Origin of the sequence: Hymenobacter sp. B81 (assembly GCF_044628455.1) — a bacterium.
Taxonomy (GTDB): Bacteria; Bacteroidota; Bacteroidia; order Cytophagales; family Hymenobacteraceae; genus Solirubrum.
Map to the genome: position 1 here is coordinate 640,374 of NZ_JBIYZW010000003.1, position 25,374 is coordinate 665,747.

24 protein-coding genes and 1 tRNA gene are annotated in these 25,374 nt (G+C 64.3%); 18 read left to right on the forward strand and 7 right to left on the reverse strand.

The window, feature by feature from the left end; translation table 11 throughout:
- Window positions 1-161 precede the first annotated feature (161 nt).
- From ACE191_RS19470 to ACE191_RS19485, 4 genes are all read left to right on the forward strand, one after another.
- On the forward strand, window positions 162-965 hold the full coding sequence (locus ACE191_RS19470; protein WP_400193912.1) for an NlpC/P60 family protein: 804 nt from the start codon (window positions 162-164) through the stop codon (window positions 963-965).
- Window positions 966-1,068: 103 nt separating this feature from the next.
- Entirely contained in the window at window positions 1,069-1,563 is a 495-nt protein-coding gene (locus tag ACE191_RS19475) for an HNH endonuclease (RefSeq protein ID WP_400193913.1), read from the forward strand.
- Window positions 1,564-1,713: 150 nt separating this feature from the next.
- The gene (locus tag ACE191_RS19480) at window positions 1,714-2,790 is read left to right on the forward strand and encodes a fatty acid desaturase family protein (RefSeq protein WP_400193914.1); all 1,077 of its coding nucleotides are present in this window, start codon (window positions 1,714-1,716) and stop codon (window positions 2,788-2,790) included.
- 247 nt (window positions 2,791-3,037) lie between these two features.
- Entirely contained in the window at window positions 3,038-4,099 is a 1,062-nt protein-coding gene (locus ACE191_RS19485) for a fatty acid desaturase family protein (RefSeq protein WP_400193915.1), read from the forward strand.
- Window positions 4,100-4,150: 51 nt separating this feature from the next.
- On the opposite strand, the gene ACE191_RS19490 is transcribed toward ACE191_RS19485, so the two are convergent.
- The 3 genes from ACE191_RS19490 to ACE191_RS19500 all read right to left on the reverse strand — a co-directional run bounded on the left by ACE191_RS19490 (window position 4,151) and on the right by ACE191_RS19500 (window position 7,187).
- Window positions 4,151-4,966 carry an FkbM family methyltransferase gene (locus tag ACE191_RS19490; protein ID WP_400193916.1) on the reverse strand — a complete coding sequence of 272 codons (816 nt, stop codon included), beginning with the start codon at window positions 4,964-4,966 and terminating at the stop codon, window positions 4,151-4,153.
- Between the two features lie 109 nt (window positions 4,967-5,075).
- Complete coding sequence (locus tag ACE191_RS19495) at window positions 5,076-6,182, reverse strand: outer membrane beta-barrel protein (RefSeq protein ID WP_400193917.1); 1,107 nt, start codon at window positions 6,180-6,182, stop codon at window positions 5,076-5,078.
- 150 nt (window positions 6,183-6,332) lie between these two features.
- Complete coding sequence (locus ACE191_RS19500) at window positions 6,333-7,187, reverse strand: alpha/beta fold hydrolase (RefSeq protein WP_400193918.1); 855 nt, start codon at window positions 7,185-7,187, stop codon at window positions 6,333-6,335.
- Window positions 7,188-7,417: 230 nt separating this feature from the next.
- On the opposite strand from ACE191_RS19500, the gene ACE191_RS19505 reads away from it, so the two are divergent.
- From ACE191_RS19505 to ACE191_RS19550, 10 genes are all read left to right on the forward strand, one after another.
- The gene (locus tag ACE191_RS19505; protein WP_400193919.1) at window positions 7,418-8,674 is read left to right on the forward strand and encodes a DUF3298 domain-containing protein; all 1,257 of its coding nucleotides are present in this window, start codon (window positions 7,418-7,420) and stop codon (window positions 8,672-8,674) included.
- A gap of 113 nt (window positions 8,675-8,787) precedes the next feature.
- Window positions 8,788-9,597 (forward strand): helix-turn-helix domain-containing protein, encoded by an 810-nt coding sequence (locus ACE191_RS19510; RefSeq protein ID WP_400193920.1) that lies wholly within the window; start codon window positions 8,788-8,790, stop codon window positions 9,595-9,597.
- Window positions 9,598-9,662: 65 nt separating this feature from the next.
- A complete protein-coding gene (locus ACE191_RS19515; protein ID WP_400193921.1) occupies window positions 9,663-10,217 on the forward strand; it encodes a cupin domain-containing protein in 555 nt (184 codons plus the stop codon).
- A 71-nt stretch (window positions 10,218-10,288) separates the two neighbouring features.
- Window positions 10,289-10,831 (forward strand): hypothetical protein, encoded by a 543-nt coding sequence (locus tag ACE191_RS19520; protein WP_400193922.1) that lies wholly within the window; start codon window positions 10,289-10,291, stop codon window positions 10,829-10,831.
- 140 nt (window positions 10,832-10,971) lie between these two features.
- Window positions 10,972-13,074: a 30S ribosomal protein S1 gene (gene rpsA, locus ACE191_RS19525; protein ID WP_400193923.1), complete on the forward strand. Its 2,103-nt coding sequence runs from the start codon at window positions 10,972-10,974 to the stop codon at window positions 13,072-13,074.
- A gap of 209 nt (window positions 13,075-13,283) precedes the next feature.
- Window positions 13,284-13,354 (forward strand) — tRNA-Cys (locus ACE191_RS19530).
- Window positions 13,355-13,508: 154 nt separating this feature from the next.
- The gene (locus tag ACE191_RS19535) at window positions 13,509-14,177 is read left to right on the forward strand and encodes an MCP four helix bundle domain-containing protein (RefSeq protein ID WP_400193924.1); all 669 of its coding nucleotides are present in this window, start codon (window positions 13,509-13,511) and stop codon (window positions 14,175-14,177) included.
- A gap of 108 nt (window positions 14,178-14,285) precedes the next feature.
- Window positions 14,286-14,666, forward strand: a complete 381-nt coding sequence (locus ACE191_RS19540) for a hypothetical protein (RefSeq protein WP_400193925.1) — start codon at window positions 14,286-14,288, stop codon at window positions 14,664-14,666.
- 169 nt (window positions 14,667-14,835) lie between these two features.
- The gene (locus ACE191_RS19545) at window positions 14,836-15,720 is read left to right on the forward strand and encodes a YitT family protein (protein ID WP_400193926.1); all 885 of its coding nucleotides are present in this window, start codon (window positions 14,836-14,838) and stop codon (window positions 15,718-15,720) included.
- Between the two features lie 131 nt (window positions 15,721-15,851).
- Complete coding sequence (locus ACE191_RS19550) at window positions 15,852-16,745, forward strand: DNA/RNA non-specific endonuclease (protein ID WP_400193927.1); 894 nt, start codon at window positions 15,852-15,854, stop codon at window positions 16,743-16,745.
- A gap of 23 nt (window positions 16,746-16,768) precedes the next feature.
- On the opposite strand, the gene ACE191_RS19555 is transcribed toward ACE191_RS19550, so the two are convergent.
- Window positions 16,769-17,146 carry a hypothetical protein gene (locus tag ACE191_RS19555; RefSeq protein ID WP_400193928.1) on the reverse strand — a complete coding sequence of 126 codons (378 nt, stop codon included), beginning with the start codon at window positions 17,144-17,146 and terminating at the stop codon, window positions 16,769-16,771.
- Between the two features lie 313 nt (window positions 17,147-17,459).
- Here ACE191_RS19555 and cphA point away from each other — a divergent pair, with 313 nt between their 5' ends.
- Window positions 17,460-20,099, forward strand: a complete 2,640-nt coding sequence (cphA, locus tag ACE191_RS19560; RefSeq protein ID WP_400193929.1) for a cyanophycin synthetase — start codon at window positions 17,460-17,462, stop codon at window positions 20,097-20,099.
- Between the two features lie 81 nt (window positions 20,100-20,180).
- On the opposite strand, the gene ACE191_RS19565 is transcribed toward cphA, so the two are convergent.
- Window positions 20,181-21,128, reverse strand: a complete 948-nt coding sequence (locus ACE191_RS19565; RefSeq protein ID WP_400193930.1) for a hypothetical protein — start codon at window positions 21,126-21,128, stop codon at window positions 20,181-20,183.
- Window positions 21,129-21,254: 126 nt separating this feature from the next.
- On the opposite strand from ACE191_RS19565, the gene ACE191_RS19570 reads away from it, so the two are divergent.
- Both ACE191_RS19570 and kdsA read left to right on the forward strand, forming a co-directional pair.
- Entirely contained in the window at window positions 21,255-21,866 is a 612-nt protein-coding gene (locus ACE191_RS19570; RefSeq protein ID WP_400193931.1) for a methyltransferase domain-containing protein, read from the forward strand.
- An 84-nt stretch (window positions 21,867-21,950) separates the two neighbouring features.
- Entirely contained in the window at window positions 21,951-22,775 is an 825-nt protein-coding gene (gene kdsA, locus ACE191_RS19575) for a 3-deoxy-8-phosphooctulonate synthase (RefSeq protein ID WP_400193932.1), read from the forward strand.
- A gap of 187 nt (window positions 22,776-22,962) precedes the next feature.
- Here kdsA and ACE191_RS19580 read toward each other — a convergent pair whose 3' ends face one another.
- Complete coding sequence (locus ACE191_RS19580) at window positions 22,963-23,766, reverse strand: O-methyltransferase (protein WP_400193933.1); 804 nt, start codon at window positions 23,764-23,766, stop codon at window positions 22,963-22,965.
- Between the two features lie 83 nt (window positions 23,767-23,849).
- Window positions 23,850-24,236 carry a Co2+/Mg2+ efflux protein ApaG gene (apaG, locus tag ACE191_RS19585; RefSeq protein WP_400193934.1) on the reverse strand — a complete coding sequence of 129 codons (387 nt, stop codon included), beginning with the start codon at window positions 24,234-24,236 and terminating at the stop codon, window positions 23,850-23,852.
- Between the two features lie 123 nt (window positions 24,237-24,359).
- Here apaG and ACE191_RS19590 point away from each other — a divergent pair, with 123 nt between their 5' ends.
- Window positions 24,360-25,022, forward strand: coding sequence for a uracil-DNA glycosylase (locus ACE191_RS19590; protein WP_400193935.1), 663 nt, complete (start codon window positions 24,360-24,362; stop codon window positions 25,020-25,022).
- Window positions 25,023-25,374: the final 352 nt, after the last annotated feature.

The window sequence follows — 25,374 nt, forward strand, 5'->3', positions numbered from 1 at the left end:
AAACGCGGCTTTACTGTTCCTGTGCGGCGGGTTACGTTACTTTGAAGTCGGGAACACCGGAAGCTGAGCCGAAGAGACCTGTCACCTGTCACCTGTCACTTGTTACGTGCCACCTCCTCGCCTGTCACGTGTCACCCCATCACCTGTCACTCAAATAAAAATTGGACCACGGAATTTGCGCCCTGAGCGTTGTGCCGGTGCGCGCCGAGCCATCGGACAAAGCCGAAATCGTTACCCAGCTCGTGTTCGGCGACTGTTACTCGGTGCTGCTCGTGCAGGGCAACTGGCAGCAGATTCGCACCGCGGCCGATAACTACGTGGGCTGGATGGACCCCAAGCAGCACCAGCCCGTGTCGGCCGAGTACCTGGCGGCCTGGCTGGCCCAGGACCACCCCCGCAGCCTCGACGTGGTACAGGTGGTCAGCAGCGCCGCGGCCCGCATTCCCGTCACGCTGGGCGCCCGCCTGCCGTTTTTCGACGGCATGAGTTTGCGCCTCGGCGACGACACCTACTTCTACAACGGCGCCGCCAGCAACCCGCTCAACGGCCACGGCCTGCTGGGGCCCACCGACAAGCGCACCGCCTTGCTGCTCAAGGCCGGCCAGCTGTTTCTCAAGGCGCCCTACCTCTGGGGCGGCCGCACCCTGTTCGGCATCGACTGCTCGGGGCTGATGCAGCAGCTCTACGGCCTGATTGGGGTGCAGCTCCCGCGCGACGCCCGCCAGCAGATCGACCACGGCCGGCCGGTGCACTTCGTGGCCCAGACCCAGCCCGGCGACCTGGCCTTCTTCGACAACGCCGAGGGCAACATCATTCACGTGGGCATGCTGCTCGACGACCAGCAGATTCTGCACGCCAGCGGCGAGGTGCGCATCGACCCGCTCGACCACAACGGCATCTTCAACCGCCAGCGCCAGAAATACACCCACAAGCTGCGCCTCATCAAGCGCCTGCTGCCCGAATAGCGGCGGCCCGCGGCTGAACCAACCACGGGGGCGCACGGTTGCGTAAACGTCCGGAAACCTCTAGCTTACCGCTAGTTCCGCATGCTTACGACCTGCACCCCGTATGGACCAGAAAGTGCTCGTATTGAATGGCGACTACTCCGCCATTACCCTGTGCAGCGTGCAGAAGGCCTTCGTGCTGCTGTACCTCGACAAAGCCGAGCTGGTAGCTCACCAGGAGGGCGCGTTTCTGCGCACCGTGTCGCGGGCCTACCCCAAGCCCAGCATCATCAAGCTGCAGCGCTACGTGCGCGTGCCCTACAAGGGCATTGCCCTGAGCCGCCACAACATCATGAAGCGCGACCATTTTGAGTGCCAGTACTGCGGCTCGACCAAAAACCTCACGCTCGACCACGTGATGCCCCGCTCGCGCGGCGGCGACTCGAGCTGGGGCAACCTGCTCACGGCCTGCGCCCGCTGCAACCACGCCAAGGGCCACCGAACGCCCGAGGAGGCGGGCCTTATCGTCAGGCAGAAGCCCAAGAAACCCACGCTGGCCAGCTTCCTCAAGCTCTCGGCCGGCGCCATCGACCACACCTGGCACGCCTACCTCAACTAAACCGGCGCAGCGCGGCTGCCCGGTTTTTTTGGGCCCGCGCCCAACCCGGCGGCCCGCCCGGCGCGTAGCTGAGGCTCTGGACCACTGGGTTTCAGCCGACCAGAGCCGAAGTGTTCGTACTTTTGCCTCCCGTTTACTTTTCCTTTTTGCATGTCCGTACCCAAGTTTGCCGCCGTGCGGCAGAAAGAGTCGTTTCACCAGGAGCTGAAGCGCCGCGTCAACGACTATTTTGAGCAGGCCGGCAAGCCCACCACCGGCAACGCCACCCTGTTTACCAAGGCCGCCCTACTCACCGGCGCGCTGCTGTTTCTCTACATCCACCTGGTGTTCTTCACGCCCCCAGCCGGCTGGGCCATTCTGGAGTGCATCCTGATGGGTGGGGTAGGGGCAGCCATCGGCTTCAACGTGATGCACGACGGGGCCCACGGCTCGTTCTCCCAGCACAAGTGGCTGAACCAGACCGCCGCTTTCACCCTGAATGTGTTCGGTGGCAACTCCTTTATGTGGAACGCCAAGCACAACCTCATCCACCACATGTACACCAACATCGACGGAGTGGATGACGACATCGACGCCCAGCCCTGGCTGCGGCTGAGCGAGACCCAGCCGCGCCGCGCCCTGCACCGCTACCAGCACTACTACTTCTGGTTTCTGTACGCGCTGTTTTACCTGGCCTGGGTGGTGATGATGGACTACCAGAAGTACTTTAAGGGTGCCATCGGCTCGGTGCCGCTCAAGAAGATGGAAACCAGCGACCAGCTGGTGTTCTGGGGCTTCAAGGCGCTGTACCTGGTGCTGTTCGTGGGGCTGCCCATCTACATCGTCGGCTTTCTGCCCTGGCTGGTGGGTTTCCTGATTTTTGCCGCCGTGGCGGGCTTTTCGCTGAGTCTGGTGTTTCAGCTGGCCCACACCGTGGAGCCGGCCACCTTTCCGGTGCCCGACGCGCAGACCTACAAGATGGAAGACGAGTGGGCCGTGCACCAGCTGAAAACCACCGCCAACTTCGCCACCGACAACAAGGTGGTGACCTGGCTGCTGGGCGGCTTGAACTTCCAGGTGGAGCACCATTTGTTTCCCAAGATTTCGCACGTGCACTACCCGGCCATCAGCAAGATCATCAAGCAGGCCTGCCGGGAGTTCAACGTCACCTACAACGAATTCCCGCGCATGCGCTACGCCATTGCCTCCCACGTGGCCTTCCTGCGCCAGATGGGGCAGGCGGCGTAACAAGCAGCCGACCCGGGAAAATTAAAAAAGGGCCCATTCAGGCACTCACTGCCTGGGTTGGCCCTTTTTCCGTACCCGGCGCTACTAGTTAGCAGCGCGGTATGAACCACCCCCGATGTATTGCCGTTGGGATATGTACCTTGCCGCGTGGCTTACTGCGCCTGCGCCAAGTCAGTTGCCGAGGTGGGTACTTTGGCTTCGTTCCGCTAGCAGCTGCTAGCCGGAACCCACATAGAAAAAAGCCAAGATGTCACTTCCCAAATTTGCTGCCAGCCGCTCCTTTCACGTGGAGCTGAAAAACCGCATCAACCACTACTTCGAAGAAACCGGCAAGTCCACGGCCGGCAGCACCGGCCTGCTCAGCAAGGCCGTGATTCTGCTGGCCGCCTTCGTGGCCCTCTACGTGCACCTGGTGTTCTTTACCCCGGCGCCGGTCTGGGCCCTGCTCGAAGCGGTGGTGCTGGGCGGCACCATTGCCGCCATCGGCTTCAACGTGATGCACGACGGGGCCCACGGCTCGTTCTCCGACCACAAGTGGCTCAACAACATCGCGGCTTTCACCCTGAACGTGCTGGGCGGCAGCAGCTACATGTGGAACGCCAAGCACAACCTGGTGCACCACATGTACACCAACATCGACGGCGCCGACGACGACATCGACATCCAGCCCTGGATGCGCATGAGCCTGGAGCAGAAGCGCTACAAGCTGCACCGCTTCCAGCACCTGTACTTCTGGTTTCTGTACTGCCTGCTCTACATCTCGTGGATTTTCGTGATGGACTACCAGAAGTACTTCAAGCGCAAAATCGGCACCATTGCTCTCAAGAAGATGGAGCTGACCGACCACCTGGTGTTCTGGGGCTTCAAGGTGCTCAACCTGGGCCTCTACATCGGCCTGCCCATCTACATGCTGGGCTTTACTTCCTGGCTGATCGGCTTCGTGGTGGTGACCTGCTTCGCGGGCCTGGTGCTGAGCTTGGTGTTTCAGCTGGCCCACACCGTGGAAACGGCCGCCTTCCCGGTGCCCGACGCCAAAAACAAGCTGGAAGACGAGTGGGCCATTCACCAGATCAAGACCACGGCCAACTTCGCCACCGACAACCGCGTCATCAGCTGGCTGGTGGGCGGGCTGAACTTCCAGGTGGAGCACCATTTGTTTCCCAAGATTTCGCACGTGCACTACCCGGCCATCAGCAAGATCATCAAGCAAGCCTGCCGGGAGTTCAACGTCACCTACAACGAGTTCCCCCGCATGCGCTACGCCATTGCCTCCCACGTGGGCTTCCTGCGCCAGATGGGCCGCGCCTAGCCGCCAAATATGCTTTCCGGAAAAAGCCGACGCCCCGCGCGCCGGCTTTTTTTATGCGCGCCGGCCCCAGAAAATGCCCTCGGTGGCGCTGCGGCCCGAGAGCTGCTCGACCACGAAGCCGTGCTGGCCCAGAGCCTGCATGGTAACGGCGTGGCTGGTGGGCGAGTGAATTTCGATGATGAGGTGCTGCACCTGCGCCAGCCACCCGGTATGTTGGGCAAACACTACCTGCTCGTAGTCTTCCACATCGATTTTCAGCAGGTCGATGTGCGCCAGCCCGTGCCGCTGCATGACCGACGCCATGGAGTAGGCGGGGACCATGTCGGCGCCGGCCTGCTCGCGCACGGTGGCGTTGTAGGCGTAGCCGGGGCTCTGAATGCTCACCTGGGTATCGGCGTTGGCCAGGGCAGCCCGCTCCACCACGGCCCGGCCGCTGGCCACGTAGGGCGCCAGGTTGTGGCGCAGCAGCTCGGCGTTGGCCCCCTCGGGCTCCAGGCAGATGACGCGGGCGGCGGGAAAGCGCAGCAGCAGGTCCAGGGCCGCCAGTCCCACGTTGGCCCCGGCATCGACGATGGTGTGCACGCTTGCGCCGCGCAAAGCGGGCACGTCGTAGCTGCCACGCCAGAACACCTCGTAGAAAATCGACAGGTCGCCGGCGTAGGTGCGCAGCCGCAGCTGCTGGGGCTGCCGGCCCAGGCGCAGCGCGTAGGACTCGGCGGCATCGGCCGTGGGCTGCGGGCGGCGGTGGGCATCAAGGGCCGAGAACTTCTTGGAGTTGCTCAGCAGCCGCAGGCCCGAGCGCAGGTCGGCGGCGGCCGTCAGGCAAAAACGCAGCTTGTCGAGGGCAGTAAGGGCGCGGCGAAGCATGGGCGCGAAAAGTCGGCGGAAAGAAAAATGGCCCCGAAGCTACGGTTTTGGCGCGGCGTAGCTCCGGCGCCCCAGGCCGCTGGTGGGGTAGGGGCACCGCCGCCCCGGGCTAAAACGAGCAGGCAAGGCTGGTCGTCACGTTGACGTAGCTGCGGGTAGGGCGAGCGGTGGAGCGGTCAAAAAGCGCGGTAGGGGCACTGAGGAGCCGGCCTTCTACGCGCACCAGCAGGTTGGCTGAGGGAGCGTGGTCGAGGTTGAGCGAAGCCCCGCGTACCAGCAGGTTGGCCGCCGCGCCGCGCGGAGCCGCCGCGCGGATGATAACCCCTCGGCCGGCGCGGTAATATTCGCCGCGCAGCGCCGCGTGCCAGCCCGCGGCCAGCTGGAAGCGGGCCAGCAGGGCGGCGGTGTGCCATGTGTCGGCCCGGGGGCGCGTTGGCTCGCTTTCCTGCCAGCCCACGTCGGCCACCACCGCCAGCGAGAGGCGGCGGGTGGCGGCGTAGCTGGCGTAGGCATGGTGGAAGTAGCGCCGGCGCCGCACCGAGTCGCGTGGCTGCTCGTTGCCGTAGAAGCTGCTGCTGTTGAGCACCAGCCGCGCCGTCGGTTTCCACTGCACCTGCGTGCCCAGGGCCTTGGCGCCGTTGGTTTCACCGATATTCTGCCAGCCGTTCAGCACCAGCGCAGTCAGCGTCAGCCGCGGCGAAGCCTCGTAGGTGAGGCGGGCGCCCGCTTCGTAGTAAGGCGAGTTTTCCGCCATCAGCGAGCGGGACAGCGTCCAGTTGTCTTTGCCAATGGCCGACTCGAACCCAAGGTGCGAGCTGAAGATGCCCACGTCCAGCCACGTGCGGCGAAAGGGCCGGAAGCCGGCGTAGGCTTCGTAGATAGGTCTGAGGGCAGCTTCCTCGGCGGCGTAGTTGGCCGCCACGTAGGTGCCGGCGTGCAGGCCCGCCGCCGCGCGCACGTGTCCCTGCTCGTAGCGCAGCCCTACCAGGGCATTGTTGATGGAGAATTCGTTCTGCCGGGCGTGCGCGTACAAAAAGGCGGGCCGGCGCGGCTGGCGGGCGTGCCGGAAGTCGTAGCCGTAGTAGCCCTCCACGTAGCCAAAGAAAGTCAGCGGCGGGGCAGCAGCGGCCGGCGGGGCTTGAACCGAATCGGCCTGCTGCCCGGCCGCCCCCAGCGGAACGACGAGGGCCCATGCCGTAAGCCACTGGTATTTCATGTCAGCGGGAGAGCGGGCAATCAGGGCCCGGCGGCGCGAAAGTACAACCTGCGCGGGCTGCTCGGCCGATGGGACTGGGCACCCGCAAAACGCACCGGCCCCGGCTACGCCGCAGCGCAACCGGGGCCGGTGGGTGAGGCGTGGGCTGCTTTACTGCGGGCGGGCCGAAGTTCCACCCATGAAATCGAGCAAATCCTGGGTCAAGCGGTCCTTGTCGGTGATGAACAGGCCGTGCGGGGCGCCGTCGTAGCGGATGTAACGGGCCTGGGGCAGCAGCCGGGCGGTTTGGTCGCCGCTGGCCTCGATGGGCACGGTTTCGTCCTTGGTGCCGTGGATGATGAGCGTGGGCACCGTCATGGCTTGCACGTCGGACCGGAAGTCGGTGCTGCTGAAGGCCTTGGCGCACTCCCCGGTGGCGTGGGGCGAAGCCGGCAAACACAGCAGCTGCATCCAGTCGAGGGTGGCCTGGCTCACGGGGTGGCTGATGAGGCCCTGGCCGTAGAACTTCTTGCCAAACGCCTGCAGGAAGTCGGGGCGGTCCTGGCGCAGGCCGTCGATGATCTTGTCGAACTCGGCCTGCGGCACCCCGGTCGGGTTATCGTCGGTTTTGAGCAGGTAGGGCGTCACGGCCGATACCAGCACGGCCCGGCTCACGCGGGCGCTGCCGTAGCGGCTCAGGTAGCGCACCACCTCGCCGCCACCCATCGAAAAGCCCACCAGCGTCACGTTCTGCAGGTTCAGGCCTTCGAGCAGGGCGTGCAGGTCGGCGGCCAGTACGTCGTAGTCGTAGCGGCCCCAGGGCTTGTCCGACTTGCCGAAGCCGCGCCGGTCGTAGGCCACTACGCGCTTGCCGTGGTGGGCCAGTGCGTGCGACTGATGCTCCCACATCTGGTGGTCGGCGGGCCAGCCGTGAATCAGCACCACCGGGTCGCCCTGGCCCCAGTCCTGGTAGAAGATGTTGACGTCGTTGCCCTGGGCGTCCTGGCCAGCTTTAAGGTAGCTCATGGTGTTGGGTGTGGTTGTGGTGAAAACAGTAAGCTCGGTGTACTGCGCCGGCCGGCCGGGGGTTGGGGTGGTAGATGCAGCTGCAGAAACGCAATGGCGCCCGGCAAGCCACGAACGACACAAGACGGCAGACGAACCGGGCCCCGGCGCCGATGAAAAAAATGGGATGCGCCCCGGTCGGCGCCGGCGGCGGTTGTGAGTTCGGCCGGCAGCCCCCACCTTTAGCCCCGATGAGCCGCCCCTTCCTGCCCCCGTACTGCGCCGCTGCCCTGGCCCTGCTGCTGAGCGCCTGCAACTCCCGCTCCGACCAAAGCACGTCGTCGACCGAAACGGCCCCGCCCGCAGCCGCGGCAGCCCAGGCACCCGCCGCGGCCACCGACTCGCCCGGCGCCTGGTACCGGCAGTACCGCGGCCTGCTGCCCGGCACCGCCGACAGCATCACCCTGCACCTGCAAGCCTGGCCGCGCCTGAGCAACGACACCGAGTCGGCCGGGGTGGCCGCCAGCTACGCCGGCCCCGACGGCCAGCCCTTCGAGCTGATGGGCGACTACGAAAGCCCCGCCCGCGCCGACAGCCTGGTGCTGATTGACTACGAGCCCGAGCACCAGACCGGCCCCGATAACCGGGGCATTGTGTGGCGGCTGCGGCGGCAGGGTTCGAGTCTGCGGGGTACCGTTGGCGGGCGGCCCGTGCAGCTGCGCGAGCGGCAGCCGGCGGGCAGCCTGCGGCTGGCGTCGCGCTTCTTGCACGATTCGGTGGCCGCTTTTCCCGGGCAGGCCCGCTCGCCCCACGCCCAGCTGCGCCTGCTGGCGCTGCTGCCGACCGGCCCGGGCGCGGCTACCGCAACCCTGGCAGCCAATCTGCTCCGCCACCTGCGCGGCGACACCGTGGAAACCCGGCCGGCCCCGTCGATCGACAGCCTGTGGCGGCAGCAGGTGCGCCGCTATGCCGTGGAGTACCGCCAGGACGCGGCCGGCAGCCGCCCTGCCCCAGGCGACACCGCCAGCTACCCGGCCGGCGGCCTGGGCCTGCGCTACGACGACCAGCAGCTGATGCGGGTGCTGTGGAACCAGGCGCCGCTGCTCAGCGTGGGCTTTTTCTCCTACGGGTACACCGGCGGCGCCCACGGCAACTACAACACCCGGGTGCAGACCTACGACACGCGCACCGGCCGCCCCTTGCGCTTCGCCGATATCTTCCGCGCCGGCAGCAAGCCGCGCCTCGTGCCGTTGCTCGACCAGGCCGCCCGCCGCGCCTTCCGCCTCGCCCCGGGTGCCCCGCTCGACGGCCCGCTGTTTGAAAAGCACCTGCCCGCCACCGACAACGTGTTTCTGACCAGCGGCGGGGCCGTGTTCGTGTACGCGCCCTACGAGGTAGCCTGCTACGCCCAGGGCGAAATCCGCCTGTTCGTGCCCTTCGCCGAGCTGAGCGCGCTGCTGAAGCCCGGCCTGCCCGTGGGCAACCAGGCGGCTACGGCGGCGCGATAACGGGCTGGTTGCCCACGGGTTAAGGGCTGGGCGTTAGGGTAGCTTAAGGTATAATGAATAGATAATCCGGTACTTTGCGCCCGGAAGGCAGCGGCGGACTGCTGCAACCCGGCATGGAACACGTTCACCCGATACCGCCCCATTCGCCCCTGCACGCGGCCGTGCAGCTGTGCTGGCAGCTGGACCGGCACGACCCCGTGGCCATTCGGGAAACCATCATGCCCAAGGGTACGGTTGAGCTGATCTTCAACCTGAACGACTCCGCCGCCATGGAGGCCCGGATTGGCCCGCGCCTGTACCAGGTGCCGCGCTGCTTTATCAACGGCTTCAACTCCTGCCCGGTGCAGCTGGCGCTGCCCCAGTCGCACCTGCTGTTCGGCGTCGTGTTTCAGCCCACGGCCCTGCGCAGCATCTTCAACGTTGAGGCGCCCGACTTCAGCAACCAGTGCATCGACATGAGCCTAGTGGATGCCGGCCTCGACCAGCTCTGGCACCAGCTGGGCGAGCTGCCGGACTTTGCCGGGCGCGTGGCCGCGTTTACCGGCTGGCTGCTCCAGCGCCTGCCCAGCCTCAGCGCCCAGGAGCGGTTTTTCGACCGCTACCTGAGCAATCCGGGCCAGCCGGCGCTGTCGGTGGCGCAGCTTTCCGACCTGCTGTGCTACTCGCCGCGCCACCTCACGCGCAAGCTGCAGGCCCTGGTGGGCATGAACACCGAGCGCACCCTGCTCTACAAGAAATATCTGCAGGCCCTGCACCTGATGCACGGCTCCGGCCAGTCGCTGACCCAGATTGCCCACGGCTGCCAGTTTACCGACCAGGCCCACTTCAGCAAGACCTTCCGCGCGTTTACCCAGCTCACACCGCGCGAGTACCTGGCCCTGAAAAGCCACCTGCCCGGGCATATCTATTCGAATGTCCGTTAAATACAAGTAGGCCCGCGGGCGGGCGCAGACCTTTGTAGCACCTCGAACCTACAACCCTCTGCGCTATGAAAACCACCCTGCCCCACGTCATCGAGAACGGCCTCGGTGAAAAGCTCATCTTCCACCGCCTGGAGCCGGAGCCCGACGGCGACCGGCTGATTGTCGAAAACTTCGTGACGCCCGGCCACGGCCCGCTCATGCACACGCACTGGCTGCAAGATGAGGCCCTGACCGTGGTGCGGGGCCAGATGGCCTACGAGGTGCTGGGCCAGCCCGTGCAGTATGCCCAGGCGGGCGAAACCGTGGTGTTCAAGCGCGGCGTGCCCCACCGCTTCTGGAACTGCGGCACCGACGTGCTGAACTGCACCGGCTGGGTGAAGCCGGCCAACACCCTCGTGTTTTTCCTCTCCGGAATCTACGCGGCCCAGGTGAAATCGGGCAAGCCCGAGCCCGATGCCTTCGACGCGGCCTACCTGATGACCCGCTACGCCCGCGAATACGACCTGCCGCTGATTCCGAGCTTCGTCAAGCGCGTCGTGATTCCCACGACCTACCGCGTGGGCCGGCTGCTGGGCAAGTACCGCAAGTTCGCCGACGCGCCTGAGCCGGTGCTGGGGTAGGAGCGTAGTTTGCCTCTACATTTGAAAGAGCTGTAACGTTCGTTACAGCTCTTTTGCCTTTCCTGCCGCTTATGAAATCCTGGTCAATTGCAATGGGTGTGGCTTTGACTATGACTGGCTGCCATCAGGAGACTACGACTCCGGTTGCAATAGCCGAGGGCCGGGTGCAGCTGCAACTTCCCGCAGAGTGGAGCGTCCGTAAGAAATTGCCGGTCTTTGGCCCCGACTGCTCGTCGTGTTCGGGCAGCGAGTATCAGGAATACTTCGGCCGGGTTTTTCCGGATGGAGTAGTGGTTTCGGTAATCGTCTTTCCCGCGGGCAACAATAAGCTACCCGAGCTTAAAGGTGAATTGCAGGCTCTAAAGGAGAAGAACCCCTATGCTAAGCCGGAAATACTGGCTGGCAGCGTCAACCAGCGTAATCGTTCGATTGAAGTCACTTACACCATCAAGGACAAAAGCAGGTACTGCAAAATGGTCAGGTATGTGGGTCGGTACCGGTCTTTGCAACTGTTTTATCAGGGCACCGACACCGAGAACTTTAGAAATCAGGTCGAGAACATTCAAAAGTCGGTGCAGGTAGACTCTTGCTTCTTAGACCGCGCAAAGCCGTGATTATCTGAGGCTGAATTCCTATCTTTGCCGCCCCGCCAGGGTGGCGGGCCGGGGCTTAGGCCCTGTGCATCAATAAAAAACGCGTTCCGGAGGCGGGCCCTGCGCCGGACGTGTACATTCAGGGCCAACTGCACTACATCATGGCAGATTTGCAAGACAACTTCGATTGGGACAACCTCGAAGCCAACAGCTTCGGCGGTAACTACTCCAAGGAGGAGCGCGCCCGCCTCGAAGAAATGTACGCCGGCACCCTCACCACGGTCGAGGAAGAGCAGGTAGTAAAAGGCACGGTGGTTTCGGTCAACGACCGCGACGTAATCGTGAACATCGGCTTTAAGTCGGACGGCCTGGTTCCGCGCTCGGAATTCCGCGACCTGACCGACCTCAAGCCCGGTGACGAAGTAGAAGTATTCATCGAAGACCAGGAAGATGCCAACGGGCAGCTGATTCTGAGCCGTAAGAAGGCCAAGATCAAGCAGGCTTGGAAAGCCATCTACGACGCCCTGGAGTTCGACAACATCCTGGAAGGCGTAGTGAAGCGCCGCACCAAAGGCGGTCTGATCATGGAGCTGGACGGCGTGGAAGCCTTCCTGCCCGGCTCGCAGATCGACGTGAAGCCCATCCGCGACTTCGACATCTACGTGGGTCGTCGCATGGAAGTGAAAGTGGTGAAAATCAACGCCGCCTTCGACAACGTGGTAGTTTCGCACAAAGTCCTGATCGAGAAAGACCTCGAGAAGCAGCGCGAAGCCATCCTCAACAACCTGGAGAAAGGCCAGATTCTGGAGGGCGTTATCAAGAACATGACCAACTTCGGCGTGTTCATCGACCTCGGCGGCGTCGACGGCCTGCTGCACATCACCGACATCTCGTGGGGCCGTATTGCCCATCCGAGTGAAGTGCTGCAGCTCGACCAGAAGCTGAACGTAGTAGTGCTCGACTTCGACGAAGCCAAGAAGCGCATCTCGCTGGGCCTGAAGCAGCTGACCCCGCACCCGTGGGATTCGCTGCCCCAGGACCTGCAGCCCGGCTCGAAAGTGCAGGGCCGCATCGTGAACGTGGCCGACTACGGCGCGTTCATGGAAATCGTCCCCGGCGTAGAAGGCCTGATCCACGTTTCGGAAATGTCGTGGAGCCAGCACCTGCGCAACCCGCAGGACTTCATCAAGCAGGGCGACGTAGTGGAGGCTCAGATCCTGACCCTCGACCGCGAAGACCGCAAGATGAGCCTGGGTATCAAGCAGCTGAGCGAAGACCCCTGGACCCGCGCCGATTTCGGTGGCAAGTACGCCGTGGGCACCAAGCACAACGGCCTGGTGCGCAACCTGACCAACTTCGGCCTGTTCGTAGAGCTGGAAGAAGGAGTTGACGGCCTGGTGCACGTGTCGGACCTGTCGTGGACCAAGAAGGTGAAGCACCCCTCCGAAATGGTGAAGGTGGGCGACCGTCTGGACGTGGTAGTACTGGAGCTGGACGTGCAGAACCGCCGCCTGGCTTTGGGCCACAAGCAGCTGGAAGAAAACCCCTGGGATACCTTCCAGACGGTGTTCACCCCCGGCTCGACCCACAAGGCAACCATCACCGAGAAGTCGGACCGCGGCGCCGTGCTGGAGCTGCCCTACGGCATCGAAGGCTTTGCTTACCCCAAGTCGCTGGTGAAGGAAGACGGCTCGCAGCCCGAGGTTGGCGACTCGCTCGACTTCAAAGTATCGGAGTTCTCGAAAGATGACCGCCGCATCGTTCTCTCGCACACGGCTACCTACAGCCAGCAGGAGGAGGAAAGCAACCGCGCTTCCAAGTTCGCCAAGAAGAAGCCGGCCGCTGGTGCTGCCGGGGCCGCTGGCGAAGGCAAAATCAGCGACCTGAAGAAAAACCAGACCGCTGAGAAGTCGACCCTCGGTGACCTCGACGCTCTGAGCGCCCTGCGCGACAAGCTGATGGGCAACGAGCGCGCCGATGCCGAGCAGAAGCTGTCGGACCGCTCGCCGAAGGCCGCCAAGGCCGACGAAGCTCCCGAAGCCGAAGGTGGCATCATCGCCGCGGTAACCGGGGCGGCTTCGGCCGCTATCGACAAGGCTAAAGAAGTTGCCGGTGACGTAGTAGACGCTGCTACCCACTCCGCCGCTTTCGAAAAGGCCAAGGAAGTAGCCGGCGACGTGGTTGATACCATCACCGAGAAGGTGAAGGACCTGACCGCCTCGAACGACGAAAACGCCGACGAGAAGAAGGAAGACAAAGCCTAAGCGGCCCATTTCCTAGCCCTCAGATCAGAAAGCTCCCGGCCCACGCGGTCGGGAGCTTTTTGTTTGCTTGCAGCCCCGCCGGGCAAGAAAAAAGCGTGCTTCTACTGCCTGAGCGTGTATTAGTTAAGCTGCTGGCGGGCTGTTCGGGGCACGGGGAAGTTGGCCGAAGTCAAAAACAGTTGTAAGTTTGCCGTCCCAAGCCCCTACAAGGTGACGTGACCGAGTGGCTAGGTAGAGGTCTGCAAAACCTCCTACAGCGGTTCGAATCCGCTCGTCACCTCTCAACGCCCCGCAGCTCTAGCCAGCTGCGGGGCGTATTGCTTTCGGCCCGGTTGCGCCGGGCTATCCGGCGCGCAGCGGGCCGTAGCCCGCGGCCCAGCGAGGATTCGGGGCTTTTTATTCGTATCTTCTGCTTCCACCCAGGTTCCCGCGCCATGAATCCCCTTTCCCGCATTCATCACAAGGCCAAGCCCGCATTCCTGTTTCTGACGGTTCTCGCCCTCGTGCTGCTGGGAAGTGTGGTTGAAAAGCGGCTGATGCACGACATGAAAACGTCGGTGTCGTCGCTTTACCAGGACCGGCTGCTGCCCGCCACGGGCCTGTTCCGGCTCAACGATTTGATGCACGCCAAGCGCCGGCTGGTGGAGGAATACCTGGCGCGGCCCTCGGCGGCGCGGCTGCACGCCACCCAAATTGCCGTGGCCGGCCGCAACGTGCAGATCGACTCGCTCATCAGCCGCTACGAAGCTACCTACTTGGTAGCCGAGGAGCAGCGCATCTTCGGCCGGTTCCGGGCCGACCTGCGCCGCTACAACGACCTGGAGCACGCGCTGCTGACGGCCGGCGCCCCCGCCGCCGGGCCGCGGCAACTCAGCCGCGAGTTCGATGCCATTCACGGCGAGCTGGTGCGCCTGAGCGACATTCAACTCAGCGTGGGCGAGGAGCTGTCGGCCGGCTCGGCCGCCATCGAAGGCAACGCCGTCACGGTAAGCAACCTGCAGATTGGCATCATGCTGGTGCTCACGCTGGCCATTCAGCGCGCCCTGCTGCTCGACACGCACCCGCTGATTCCCAAAAGCCTGAAGAACTTCCGCCTGAACTAGCGGCGCCGGCCGCCGCGGTTGGGATGCTGCGGTTCGATGCGGTAACTTTGGCTGAACGGCTGCCGGGTGCGCATCAGCAGCGGCGGCAGTCAGCTCAACTCTCCTTACTTGCCGCACTCTATTTCCTCTTCCTGGCGTAGCCCGTGGGGCTGGCTGCTCTGCCTGATCTGGGCCAGCTGCCTGCCCTGGGCCGTGGAAGCGGCGCGCCAGCCGGCGCCGCGGGCCGAGCTGCGCCTGCGCGACAACCAGGAGCCGGCGCGGCTGTGGGCCCTGCCCACCCTGGGGCGGCCCGCCGTGCTGGCAGCCGCCCACTCCCCGCTGTCGCCCGCTTCGGGACCCGGCGCCGGAGTGCTGCCGCCGCTGCCCCAGTGGTGGCTGGCTGGGAGCCACGCTGGGCTGCGGGCTTTGGGCCTGGGCCTGGCACCCGACGGGAACGTACGCCACCGCGCCCGGGGCCTGCGCACGGCGCTGTCGCCCAACGGTCCCTAGCCGACCCGAAACCAGAACCGGCTACCGGTTCAACCGGGCCCCGCTGCAAGAGCAGGCGGCCCCGGCTTACTACGGGTCACAACTTTTTTCCAAGGGCCCTGGCGCCCGTTTCACCGCCCGCCCCGGCCGATACCAGAACCGGCGCGGGCCCTGGTTTTCCTGTTTCTACATGACGGCATCCCTCGCAAGCGACAAAACCCTTTCCCAACATCTCAAAGACGCGGCCCTGATCGTACTGGGCATTCTATCGGCCGCCCTGGGCCTTAAAAGCTTCCTGCTCTCCAGCCACTTCATCGACGGCGGCGTCACGGGTATTTCCATGCTGCTGGCCCAGGTGCTGGGCGTGCCGCTGGCCGTGCTGCTGCTGGTCATCAACCTGCCCTTCGTGGTGCTGGGCTACCGGCAGATCGGCCGCGGCTTCGCCCTCAAAAGCGCCCTGGCCATTGCCGGCCTCTCGCTGAGCCTGGCCGTGATTCCCTTCCCCGACATTACCCCCGACCTGCTGCTGACGGCCGTGTTCGGCGGCTTGTTCATTGGAGCCGGCATCGGGCTGGCCATGCGCGGCGGGGCCGTGCTCGACGGCACCGAAATAGCGGCCCTGCTCATCAGCAAGCACAGCCCGCTGGTGAAGGTCAGCGACGTGATTCTGATTCTGAATGTGTTCATCTTCGCCGCCGCCGCCTTCCTGCTGGGTACCCAGGCGGCCCTGTACTCCATTCTGACCTACGTGGCGGCCTCCAAGGCCCTGGACTTCCTGCTGAACGGCCTGGAGCAGTACACGGGCGTGACCATCATTTCCGACGAAAGCGAGGAAATCCGCAAAACCATTACCGAAACCCTGGGCCGCGGCGTGACGATTTACCGCGGCAAGCGCGGCTTCGGCAAGCGCGGCGCCCGCGACGAGGAGCGCGACATCGTCTTTACCGTGGTGACGCGCCTGGAGCTGCCGCAGCTGCGCACCGAAGTGCGCCGCATCGACCCCAAAGCCTTTCTGATCCAGCAGAGCATCGACGATACCGAGGGCGGGATGGTGAAAAAACGACCCCTGCACTAATGAAAGCGTGTCTTTCCCGCGCTGTCAGCAACGGCCGCTCCGCACCCGGGGCGGCCGTTGATGTTTTGCGGCCGGTTAAAGCAACGGGCACCAAGTCCGAGGGTCTTGGGTTATCGGGCTATATTTGCAATATGCCCAGATTCCGTCTTGCTGCTGTTTGCCTGGCCACGGCCTTTTTTGCGTCCTGCTCCCAGAAAGAAGAGGTGGCCCCCGTAACGCCGCCTACTCAGCCCCCGGTTACGCCGCCCACCACGCCCGTTGTGCCGCCGCTGAGCGTGCACCTGACCATGGGCAACCCCAGCGGCGCGGCCGCCGACGAGGCGCTGACCACTAATTTTCTGTTGCTCAAGCCGCAGTACGCGCTCAGCTACCACCGCGACCGGGGCATTCCCAACTGGGTGAGCTGGCACCTGAGCGCCTCCTGGCTGGGCTCGGCCGCCCGCCAAGACGACTTCCGCGCCGATGCCACGCTGCCCACCGGCTGGCACCGCCCCGGCTCCAGCTCCTACTCCGGCTCGGGCTTCGACCGCGGCCACAACTGCCCCTCGGCCGACCGCACGGCTACGGTGGCCGATAACTCGGCCACCTTCCTGATGAGCAACATGATTCCGCAGGCGCCGCGCAACAATCAGCAAACTTGGAACAACCTGGAGGGTTATTGCCGCACGCTGGTGGGCCAGGGCCACGAGCTGTACGTCATCATGGGCCAGTACGGCACGGGGGGAACGGGCGCGAACGGCTACAAAACCAGCGTCGACGCCGGCCGCGTAACCGTGCCCAAGCGCATCTGGAAAGTAATCGTGGTGCTGCCGGTGGGCGACGACGACCTAACCCGGGTGAATTCGGCTACCCGCGTTATTGCGGTGGATACGCCCAACGAGAATACGGTGAGCACCACCTGGGGCAGCTACCGCACCAGCGTCGACGCCATTGAGGCGGCCACGGGCTACGATTTGCTCTCGGCCGTGAGCCCGGCCGTGCAGGAGGTGCTGGAAGCGCGCGTCGACAGCGGCCCGGTGCAGTAGCCGGTTTCCCGGCTTCGGCGGGGTTAGTGAGTCAGGGCCCCACCCGCACTCAGGCACCGCGCCACGGCCGCGGGCAGCTGCTCGTGGCCGACGGAAATCGAGAAGGTGATTTCGTTGTGGCGGTACAGCGTCAGGCGCGAGTCGGCGGCCGAGTCCGGACAGCGCGTGGCCACTACCAACGCCCGCCCGTCGCGCCAGCGGGCCGTGAGGGCAGCGGCATCGGGCCAGGGGGCGGCAGTGGGCACCACCGCCTGCGGGCCGAAGGCCTCCAAAGCCTGCACTACTGCCAACAGGCGACGCAGCAGCACCGCCTGCGTGGCGGGGTTGGCCAGGGCCTCGGTAGCCAGGCGGGTACGCAGGGTCTGGGCAAACCGCTCGGCAAGGGTGGGAGAGAAGCTCATGGGCGGGGAAGGTACGGCCGTGCAAAGTACGCGGCCCGGGCCAAAACCAAAACGCCCCGCCAGCCGAAGCCAACGGGGCGCTGAAAGAATAGTTTTTGGTAGGGCAAAGGTAGGCGATATTGCCGACTTGGCCCGGGGCCAAAGCATAATTTTATCATTTATCGAAGGGGACGGCGGCGGTCGGTTCGCACGAACTCAGGAAGTTGAGAAAAAGCCGGTCAGATAGCCCTGGTAGTGGCTGCCCCGCACAATATCCCTACATTTATTCTGCGCGTACAAGCGGCCGAATCCTTCCCTCTCTCAACTTCCTTTTATGCAGATTATCGACCTCCGCACCATGCGTGGGCCCAGCTACTGGTCCGTGAAACACCCCAAGCTGATTGTGGCCAAGCTGGACCTGCAAGACCTGGCCGATACCTGGAGCAACGCCGTTCCGGGCCTGGCCACTCGCCTGCTGAAGCTGCTGCCGGGTTTGGCCGCACCGCGCAGCAAGGATCCGCGCCAGGCCGCCAAGCAGCCCCCGCTCACCCACGAGCAGCTCAGCGACGGGGAACCCTGGGGCCACGTGGCCCAACAGGTAGCCCTGGAACTGCAACGGCTGGCCGGCATGCCGGTGCGCTGGGGCAAGATGCGGCCGGCCCACGAGCCCAACTGCGAGATGGTGCTGTTTGAGTACCAAGAGGAGCGCGCCGGGCGCGTGGCCGCCGAAGCCGCCGTGGAGTTGCTGAACGCGGTGGTAAAAAAGGAGAAGTACGACCTGAAAGGCGTGGTGAATCAGCTGCACGACATTCGGGAGGAGGAATTTTTCGGGCCCAGCACCTGGAGCATCGTGGCCGAGGCCGCTTCGCGGGGCATTCCTTACATCCAGCTCAAGCACAGCAGCATCATTCAGCTGGGCTACGGCGTCAACCAGAAACGCATCTGGGCCACCACCAGCACCTACACCTCGCACGCGGGGGTGGAAATTGCCGGCAACAAAAACCGCACGAAGGCTATGCTGGCCGCCGCCGGCGTGCCCGTGCCCAAAGGCACCACGGTGTACAGCCCCGAAGGCCTGCGCGACGCCATCGAGGAGCTGGGCTTTCCCATCGTGACCAAGCCCCTCGACGGCAACCACGGCAAGGGCGCCAGCATCAACCTGCTGAACTGGAAAGAGGCGCTGGCCGGCTTCAAGGCCGCGCAGGAGTACTCGCGCGCCGTCATTGTGGAGCAGTTCATCGAGGGCTTCGACTTCCGCCTGCTCGTCATCAACGGCAAGCTGGTGGCCGCCGCCAAACGCACCCCGGCGGCCGTGACGGGCGACGGCGTGAGCACCATTCAGGAGCTCATCGACAAGGTGAACGAGGACCCGCGCCGCGGCGTGGGCCACGAAAAGGTGCTCACCCAGATCAAAATCGACAAGCACACCAACCAGATTCTGAAGGCGCGGGAGCTCACGGCCAAGTCGGTGCTGCCCGCGGGCGAAATCCTCTACCTCAAGAGCACGGCCAACATCAGCACCGGCGGCACCGCCACCGACGTAACTGATTTGGTGGACCCCTACAACGTGCTCATGGCCGAGCGCGTGGCCGGCATCATCGGCCTCGACATCTGCGGCATCGACGTGCTCACCACCGACATTGCCATTCCGCTGAACGAGTCGCGCGGGGCCGTGATTGAAGTAAATGCCGCCCCTGGCTTCCGCATGCACATTTCGCCCGCCGACGGCCTGCCGCGCAACGTGGCGGCCCCGGTGGTCGACATGCTCTTTCCCGATGGCACGCCCTCGCGCATTCCCATCTTCGCCGTCACCGGCACCAACGGCAAAACCACCACCACCGGCCTGCTGGCGCACATCGTGGCCGCCAAGGGCTACAAGGTGGGCAACACCAGCACCAACGGCATCTACATTCAGGGCAAGCAGCTGGAGAAGGGCGACTGCACCGGCATGGTGTCGGCCGAGTTCGTACTGAAGGACCCCACGGTGAACTTCGCGGTGCTGGAAGTGGCCCGCGGCGGGCTATTGCGGTCGGGCCTGGGCTTCCACAGCTGCGACGTGGCCGTGGTGACCAACGTGGCGGCCGACCACCTCGGCCTGCGCGACATTCACACCGTGGAGGAAATGGCCCAGGTGAAGGGCGTGCTGCCGCGCACGGTGCGCAAAAACGGCTGGGCCGTGCTCAACGCCGACAACGACCTGACCTACGAGATGCGCAACACGGTGGACTGCCGGGTGGCTTTGTTCAGCATGGACGAGCACAACCCGCGCATCACCGAGCACGTGGAAAACGGCGGCGTGGCGGCCGTGTACGAGGAGGGCTACGTGACCATCTACAAGAACAGCTACAAGCTGCGCATCGACCGGGCCGTGGAAATGCCGGTGACCTTCGGCGGGCGCGCGCGCTTCAACATCGAAAACGTGCTGGCCGCGGCCCTGGCCTGCTACTGCTACGGCTTCGACAAGGACGACATCAAGACCGCGCTGCGCACCTACGTGCCCTCGGCGGCCAAGACGCCGGGCCGCATGAACCTGTTCCGCTTCCCCGGCTTCGAGGTCATCGTCGACTACGCCCACAACACCCACGGCATTCAGAAATTCGGGGAGTTCCTCGACGCTACGCCCGCCACGCACAAGGTCGGCATCGTGTCGGGCCTGGGCGACCGGCGCGACGAGGATACGCTGGCCTTTGCCCGCGAGGCCGGCCGCATCTTCGACGAGGTAGTGCTGCGCCAGGACAAGGACCTGCGGGGCAAATCGGCCGGGGAAATCGAGCAGCTGATGCGCGCCGGCCTCGTGGCCGACAAGCCCGATCTGCCCATCACCTACATCGAGCGCGAAGCCGACGCCATCGACCACGTGCTGAGCACGGCGCGCGAAGGCTCGGTCATCACCATCTTCACCGAGGACATTGGCCTCACCATCAAAAAGCTGGAAGCGTTTGAGGCCAGCCTGAGCCAGCCCCAGCCCGCCTAAGTAGCGCCGCTGCTGCGGCCCGCAAAAAAGCCCCGCCGGACAATCCGGCGGGGCTTTTCTGTGGGGTAGAAAACCTAAGTCCTACTTCAGCGTGAAATTGGTTTTGCCGATCAGGTAGCCATCGGCGTACAGCTCCACGGTGTGCTGGCCGGGCTTGTAGTCGGAGCCCTTGGCGTACACGAACTGCACGGCCTGGCGGGTGTTGTCGAACACCACTTCCTGTTTGGCGGTGTAAAAGGCTTCGTTGCCCTCGGTGAGGAAGGTACCGCCGCCGGTGCTCAGGTTGTAGAGGGCCGAGCCGTCGGGCTCGAGCAGGCGCATCACAATCTGCTTGGTTTCCTTGGGCGACACGTCGTTGCGGCCCAGGTTGAAGGTTACCTTCACCTTCTCCACGCGCTTGGCCTTAAACTCGTTGTCGTCGTCGGTATTTTCCTTGTTGCGGCGGTTGATGACGCCCACGCGAATGTTTTCGGCCTGCAGGCGCGAGGCAATGGCCACTTTCTCGCTCAGCTCCTGGTTGGAGCGCGCCACCGTAGACAGGGTATCGGTGAGGCGGTTCTGGCGGTCTTTCAAGGTCTGCGTCTCGGTGAAGAGGGTCTCGTTGTCGCGCTTGAGCTGGGCAATTTCCTCGTCTTTCTGGCGCAGCTGCCGCTCGAAGTTCTGGGCCCGCTGCTGGAAGCGTTTCTGGTCGGCCAGCGAGAACGAGCCCGCCCGGAACGAGCGCAGCTTCAACAGGTCGGCGTTGATGGAGGCAATCTTGGCTTCGAGCGAGTCGTTGGCCAGGCCCATGCCCTGCAGCTCCTGGCTTTGGCGCTCAAAATCGCCCTTCAGGGTTTCGTACTGCTGAATCTGTTCTTCCAGCTTGGCGTCTTTCACCTTGATTTCGGAGCTGAGCTGCTCGTTCTGCTTGGCCTTCTGCTGATTCATGTAGAACAGAATGCCGTTGATGCCCAGCAGCACGAGAAACAGCGCTACAATCAGCAGCACTCGGTTGTTATTGCGGCGTTCGGGAGCCTGCTCTTGTTCCATGGAACGAGGGATAAGAATGAAGTGAAGCCGGGCCACCCGGAGCGGGGCCGCGGCAGTACCTTTACGGCAAAAATAGACGGATATTATCCCCGGGCAACTTTCAGGGCCCGGCTCAACCCCCGCCCGATGGCTGCTGCTGCCTTTGATGCCGCCTACTGGACTGCCCGCTACCACGCCGGCCGCGACGCCTGGGATACGGGCGCCATCACCGAACCGTTGCGCGCCTACTTTGCCCAGCTGGGTTCGCCCGACGAGCGCCGCATTCTGATTCCGGGCGCCGGCCGCGCCTACGAAGCCGAGTGGCTGCACCGCCACGGCTGGCCCCAGGTGTGGGTGGCCGACCTGGCCCCCGAGCCGCTCGTGGCGCTGCAGCAGCGCGTGCCCGACTTCCCCGCCCAGCACCTGCTGCTCGAGGATTTCTTTGCCCTGCCGCCCGCGCCGCCCTACGACTTAATCGTGGAGCAAACCTTTTTCTGCGCCCTCGACCCCGGCCTGCGCGCCCGCTACGCCGAGCAGTGCGCCCGCCTGCTGCGCCCCGGCGGCAAGCTGGTGGGTTTGCTGTTCGAAACCACGTTCGGCAACCCCGCCGAGCCGCCCTTCGGCGGGAATCGTGATGAGTACCGCCGCTACTTCGCGCCGTACTTCGACTTCGTGCATTTCGACCCGGCCCACAACTCCATCGAGCCCCGGCGGGGCCGCGAGCTGTTTATCTGCCTGCGGCGCAAGGCCCACGGATAAGGCGCGCCGGCTCGTTCCGCCGCTTATGCTGACCTTTGCCCGCGTCCTGTTTCACCGACCCGCGGCCGCGCCGCGCCTCCACCCATGATTGACACCCTCACCGCCGCCCTGCCCAACCTGGCCCACGCCCAATCGGGGCAGTTTTTCCTGATGGCCGGTCCCTGCGCCATCGAAGGCGAAGACATGGCCCTGCGCATTGCCGAGCAGGTGCGCACCCTCTGCGACCGGCTGCAGATTCCCTACATCTTCAAGGGCTCGTACCGCAAGGCCAACCGCTCGCGCCTCGACTCCTTCACCGGCATCGGCGACGAAAAAGCCCTGCGCATTCTGCAGAAGGTGGGCCGCGAAATCGGCGTGCCCACGGTGACCGACATCCACGAATCGGGCGAGGCTGCGCTGGCCGCCGAGTACGTCGATGTGCTGCAGATTCCGGCTTTCCTGTGTCGGCAGACCGACCTGCTGGTAGCGGCGGCCCAAACCGGCAAGGTGGTGAACGTGAAGAAGGGCCAGTTTCTCTCGGGCGAGTCCATGCGCTTCGCCGTCGACAAGGTGCAGCAGTCGGGCAACCCCCACGTCATCCTCACCGACCGAGGTAACTCCTTCGGCTACTCCGACCTGGTGGTGGACTTCCGCAACCTGCCCGCCATGCGCGCCTTCGGCGTGCCAGTGGTGATGGACGTGACCCACTCGCTGCAGCAGCCCAACCAAAGCAGCGGCGTAACCGGCGGCCAGCCCGCTCTCATCGAAACCATTGCCAAAGCCGCCATTGCCGTGGGCGCCGACGGCCTGTTCATCGAAACCCACCCCACGCCCGCCACGGCCAAATCGGACGGCGCCAACATGCTGCAGCTCGACCGCCTCGCCGGCCTGCTCGAAAAGCTGACTCGCGTGCGCGAAGCCGTGCGGTAGCCAAAGAGCCTGTCATTGCGAGGCGTAGCCGAAGCAATCGGTCCTTTTCGGAGGCTGAACCGAAAGAGCCTGATGAACCGAAAACATATTCCGGTTCGTCAGGCTCTTTCGGTTTCTGCTACTAGAGAATGGATTGGCTACGCCTTCCTACGGTTGCTTCGCTTCGCTCGCAATGACAGGCCAAAAACTACACGCCCAGGCCGCGCTCCTCGATGCGCAGGGTGAAGTGCTGCTTGGGCTGCTGGCGGCGGAAAAACACCAGGCCGACGAAAAACAAATCGATGGTGAGCGTTACCTCGGGGTGGGCCTTGATGGCGGCCCAGGCCCGCTCCATGTCGGCCGACCAGTGAATGTCGTCGAAGATGAACACCGACTCGTCGGTGCGGTGGGGCATGCACTGCTCGAAATAGCGCAGGGTGGGCTCGTAGCGGTGGTTGCCGTCGAAAAAGGCGAAGTCGAGCGGGCCGGGCAGGGCGGCCAGTACCCGCGGCAGCGTCTCGTCGAAGTTGCCCTCGGTGAGCTGCACATTGCCCAGGCGCAGCTGCTGCAGGGTTTCGCGGGCCACGGCGGCGGTTTGCGGGCAGCCTTCGAGGGTAAACACCCGGGCCCGCGACGAGGCCGCGGCTAGGTAGGCGGTGGTGAGGCCCAGCGAGGTACCCAGCTCCAGGATGGTGGCCGGCTGAAAGCGGTTGACGAGGCGGAACAGCAGCTGGGCCAGCCGCGGCGGCTTGGCAGCCGAGCGGGCAATGGCGCGCACCTCGCGCTCGGCGCCCGCCCCGGTTTGCGAGCCGGCCCCGAAATCGGTGATGCGCAGGCGCCGCTGGTCCTGGCGCAAATCGTGGCGGCGCTGCTCGATAGGGCCAAAGGCCGCGTAGTGGCCGGTGTGCAGCACCACGTCGGTGTAGAGGCCAAAAACAAACGGGGAATGCAGCCCGTGTGCATTCCCCGAACGAAGCCGGAAGCGGAAGTAGCGCAGTACGTGAGAAAGCAACGGCGGGGAGGGTTAGGCGGCGGCGGAGCGGCCGGGCTGCTCGGGAAGAGCGCGCCGCCGATCCGCCGCTTCACCCGGCAAAACTAGTTGAGCCGGAACGGTACTACCAGGGTAAACTCGGGAATGTTGACCTCGAAGGTGCGGCCGTCGGCCACGCGCTCCATCAGGTAGGTGCCGCGCATCTTGCCGATGCCGGTTTTCAGGTTGCAGCCCGACACGTACTGGTGGGCGTCGCCGGGCTCCAGGGTGGGCTGCTGGCCCACCACGCCCTCGCCTTCCACCTCGCGCACCACGCCGTTGGCGTCGTGAATGTGCCAGTGGCGGCGCAATAGCTTCACGGTGTATTCGCCGTGGTTGCGGATGTCGATTTTATAGGCAAAGACAAAGTGCTCCTGCTGGGGGCTGGAGTAGTCGGGCAGATAGCTGGTCGAGACGCTGACCGTGACGCCTTGCGTGGTGGTCGAGTTCATGGCAGGCTGGGAATATCGGGAAGGAGAGTACCAGTGGGGCTAACAGCAGCCTTTCGGTTTTGGTTTACGTACGCAACCGGGCTACGTTTGGCCCTCGTTTGCCGACCCCCAACCTCCAAAGGTATGTCCGTAAAGATAGAAGAAAGCTGGCGCAAGGTGCTACAGCCCGAGTTCGAAAAGCCCTACTTCCGCCAGCTTATTGCGTTCGTACGCGAGGAATACGCCACGCAGACGATATATCCCGCCGGCAGCCAGATTTTTCACGCCTTCGATGCCTGTCCGTTCGATCAGCTAAAGGTGGTCATCCTGGGCCAGGACCCCTACCACGGCCGTGGCCAGGCCCACGGACTAGCGTTTTCGGTGCAGCACGGCGTGCGCACGCCGCCTTCCCTGATCAACGTGTTCAAGGAGCTGGAAAGCGACCTGGGCACCCCGCGCCCGCCCGACGGCAACCTTGACCGGTGGGCCGAACAGGGCGTGCTGCTGCTCAACGCTACCCTCACCGTGCGCGCTGCTACGCCCGGCTCGCACCAGAAAAAGGGCTGGGAAGAGTTTACCGACGCCGTCATCCGCACGGTGTCGGAGCAGAAGCAGCACGTGGTGTTCATTCTCTGGGGCGCCTACGCCCAGAAGAAAACCGAGCTGATCGATCAGGGCAGGCACTTGGTGCTTAAGGCCGCGCACCCTTCGCCCTACGCCGCCGACAAAGGCTTTTTCGGCTCGCGCCCCTTCAGCCAGACCAACGCCTACCTGCAGCAGCACGGTCTCGGGCCCATTGCCTGGTAGATCACGGATTCTTTCGGATTCGGCGGATTCTACGGATTTCGTGGACGATCGTGGTGCCACGGCTCAAAGCCTTGGCACCACTACGTTTACCCCGCGCCTCCCGGCCCACCGTGGATATTCCCCTCCGACTTGCTCAAACGAAAAGGGGCCGCAGGAATTCCTGTGGCCCCTTTTCAATGCTGCAAAGCCACCATAGGAATTCCTATGCCCTCATTTCAGTGCCGCGAAGCGCCTGTAGGAATTCCTATGCGGCCATTTCAATGCTGCGAAGGTCCCGCAGGAATTCCTAAATGCCCCACGAGGCGGTTTAGACAGGGGAGTAAAAGAAGTGGTGCCACGGCTTTGAGCCGTG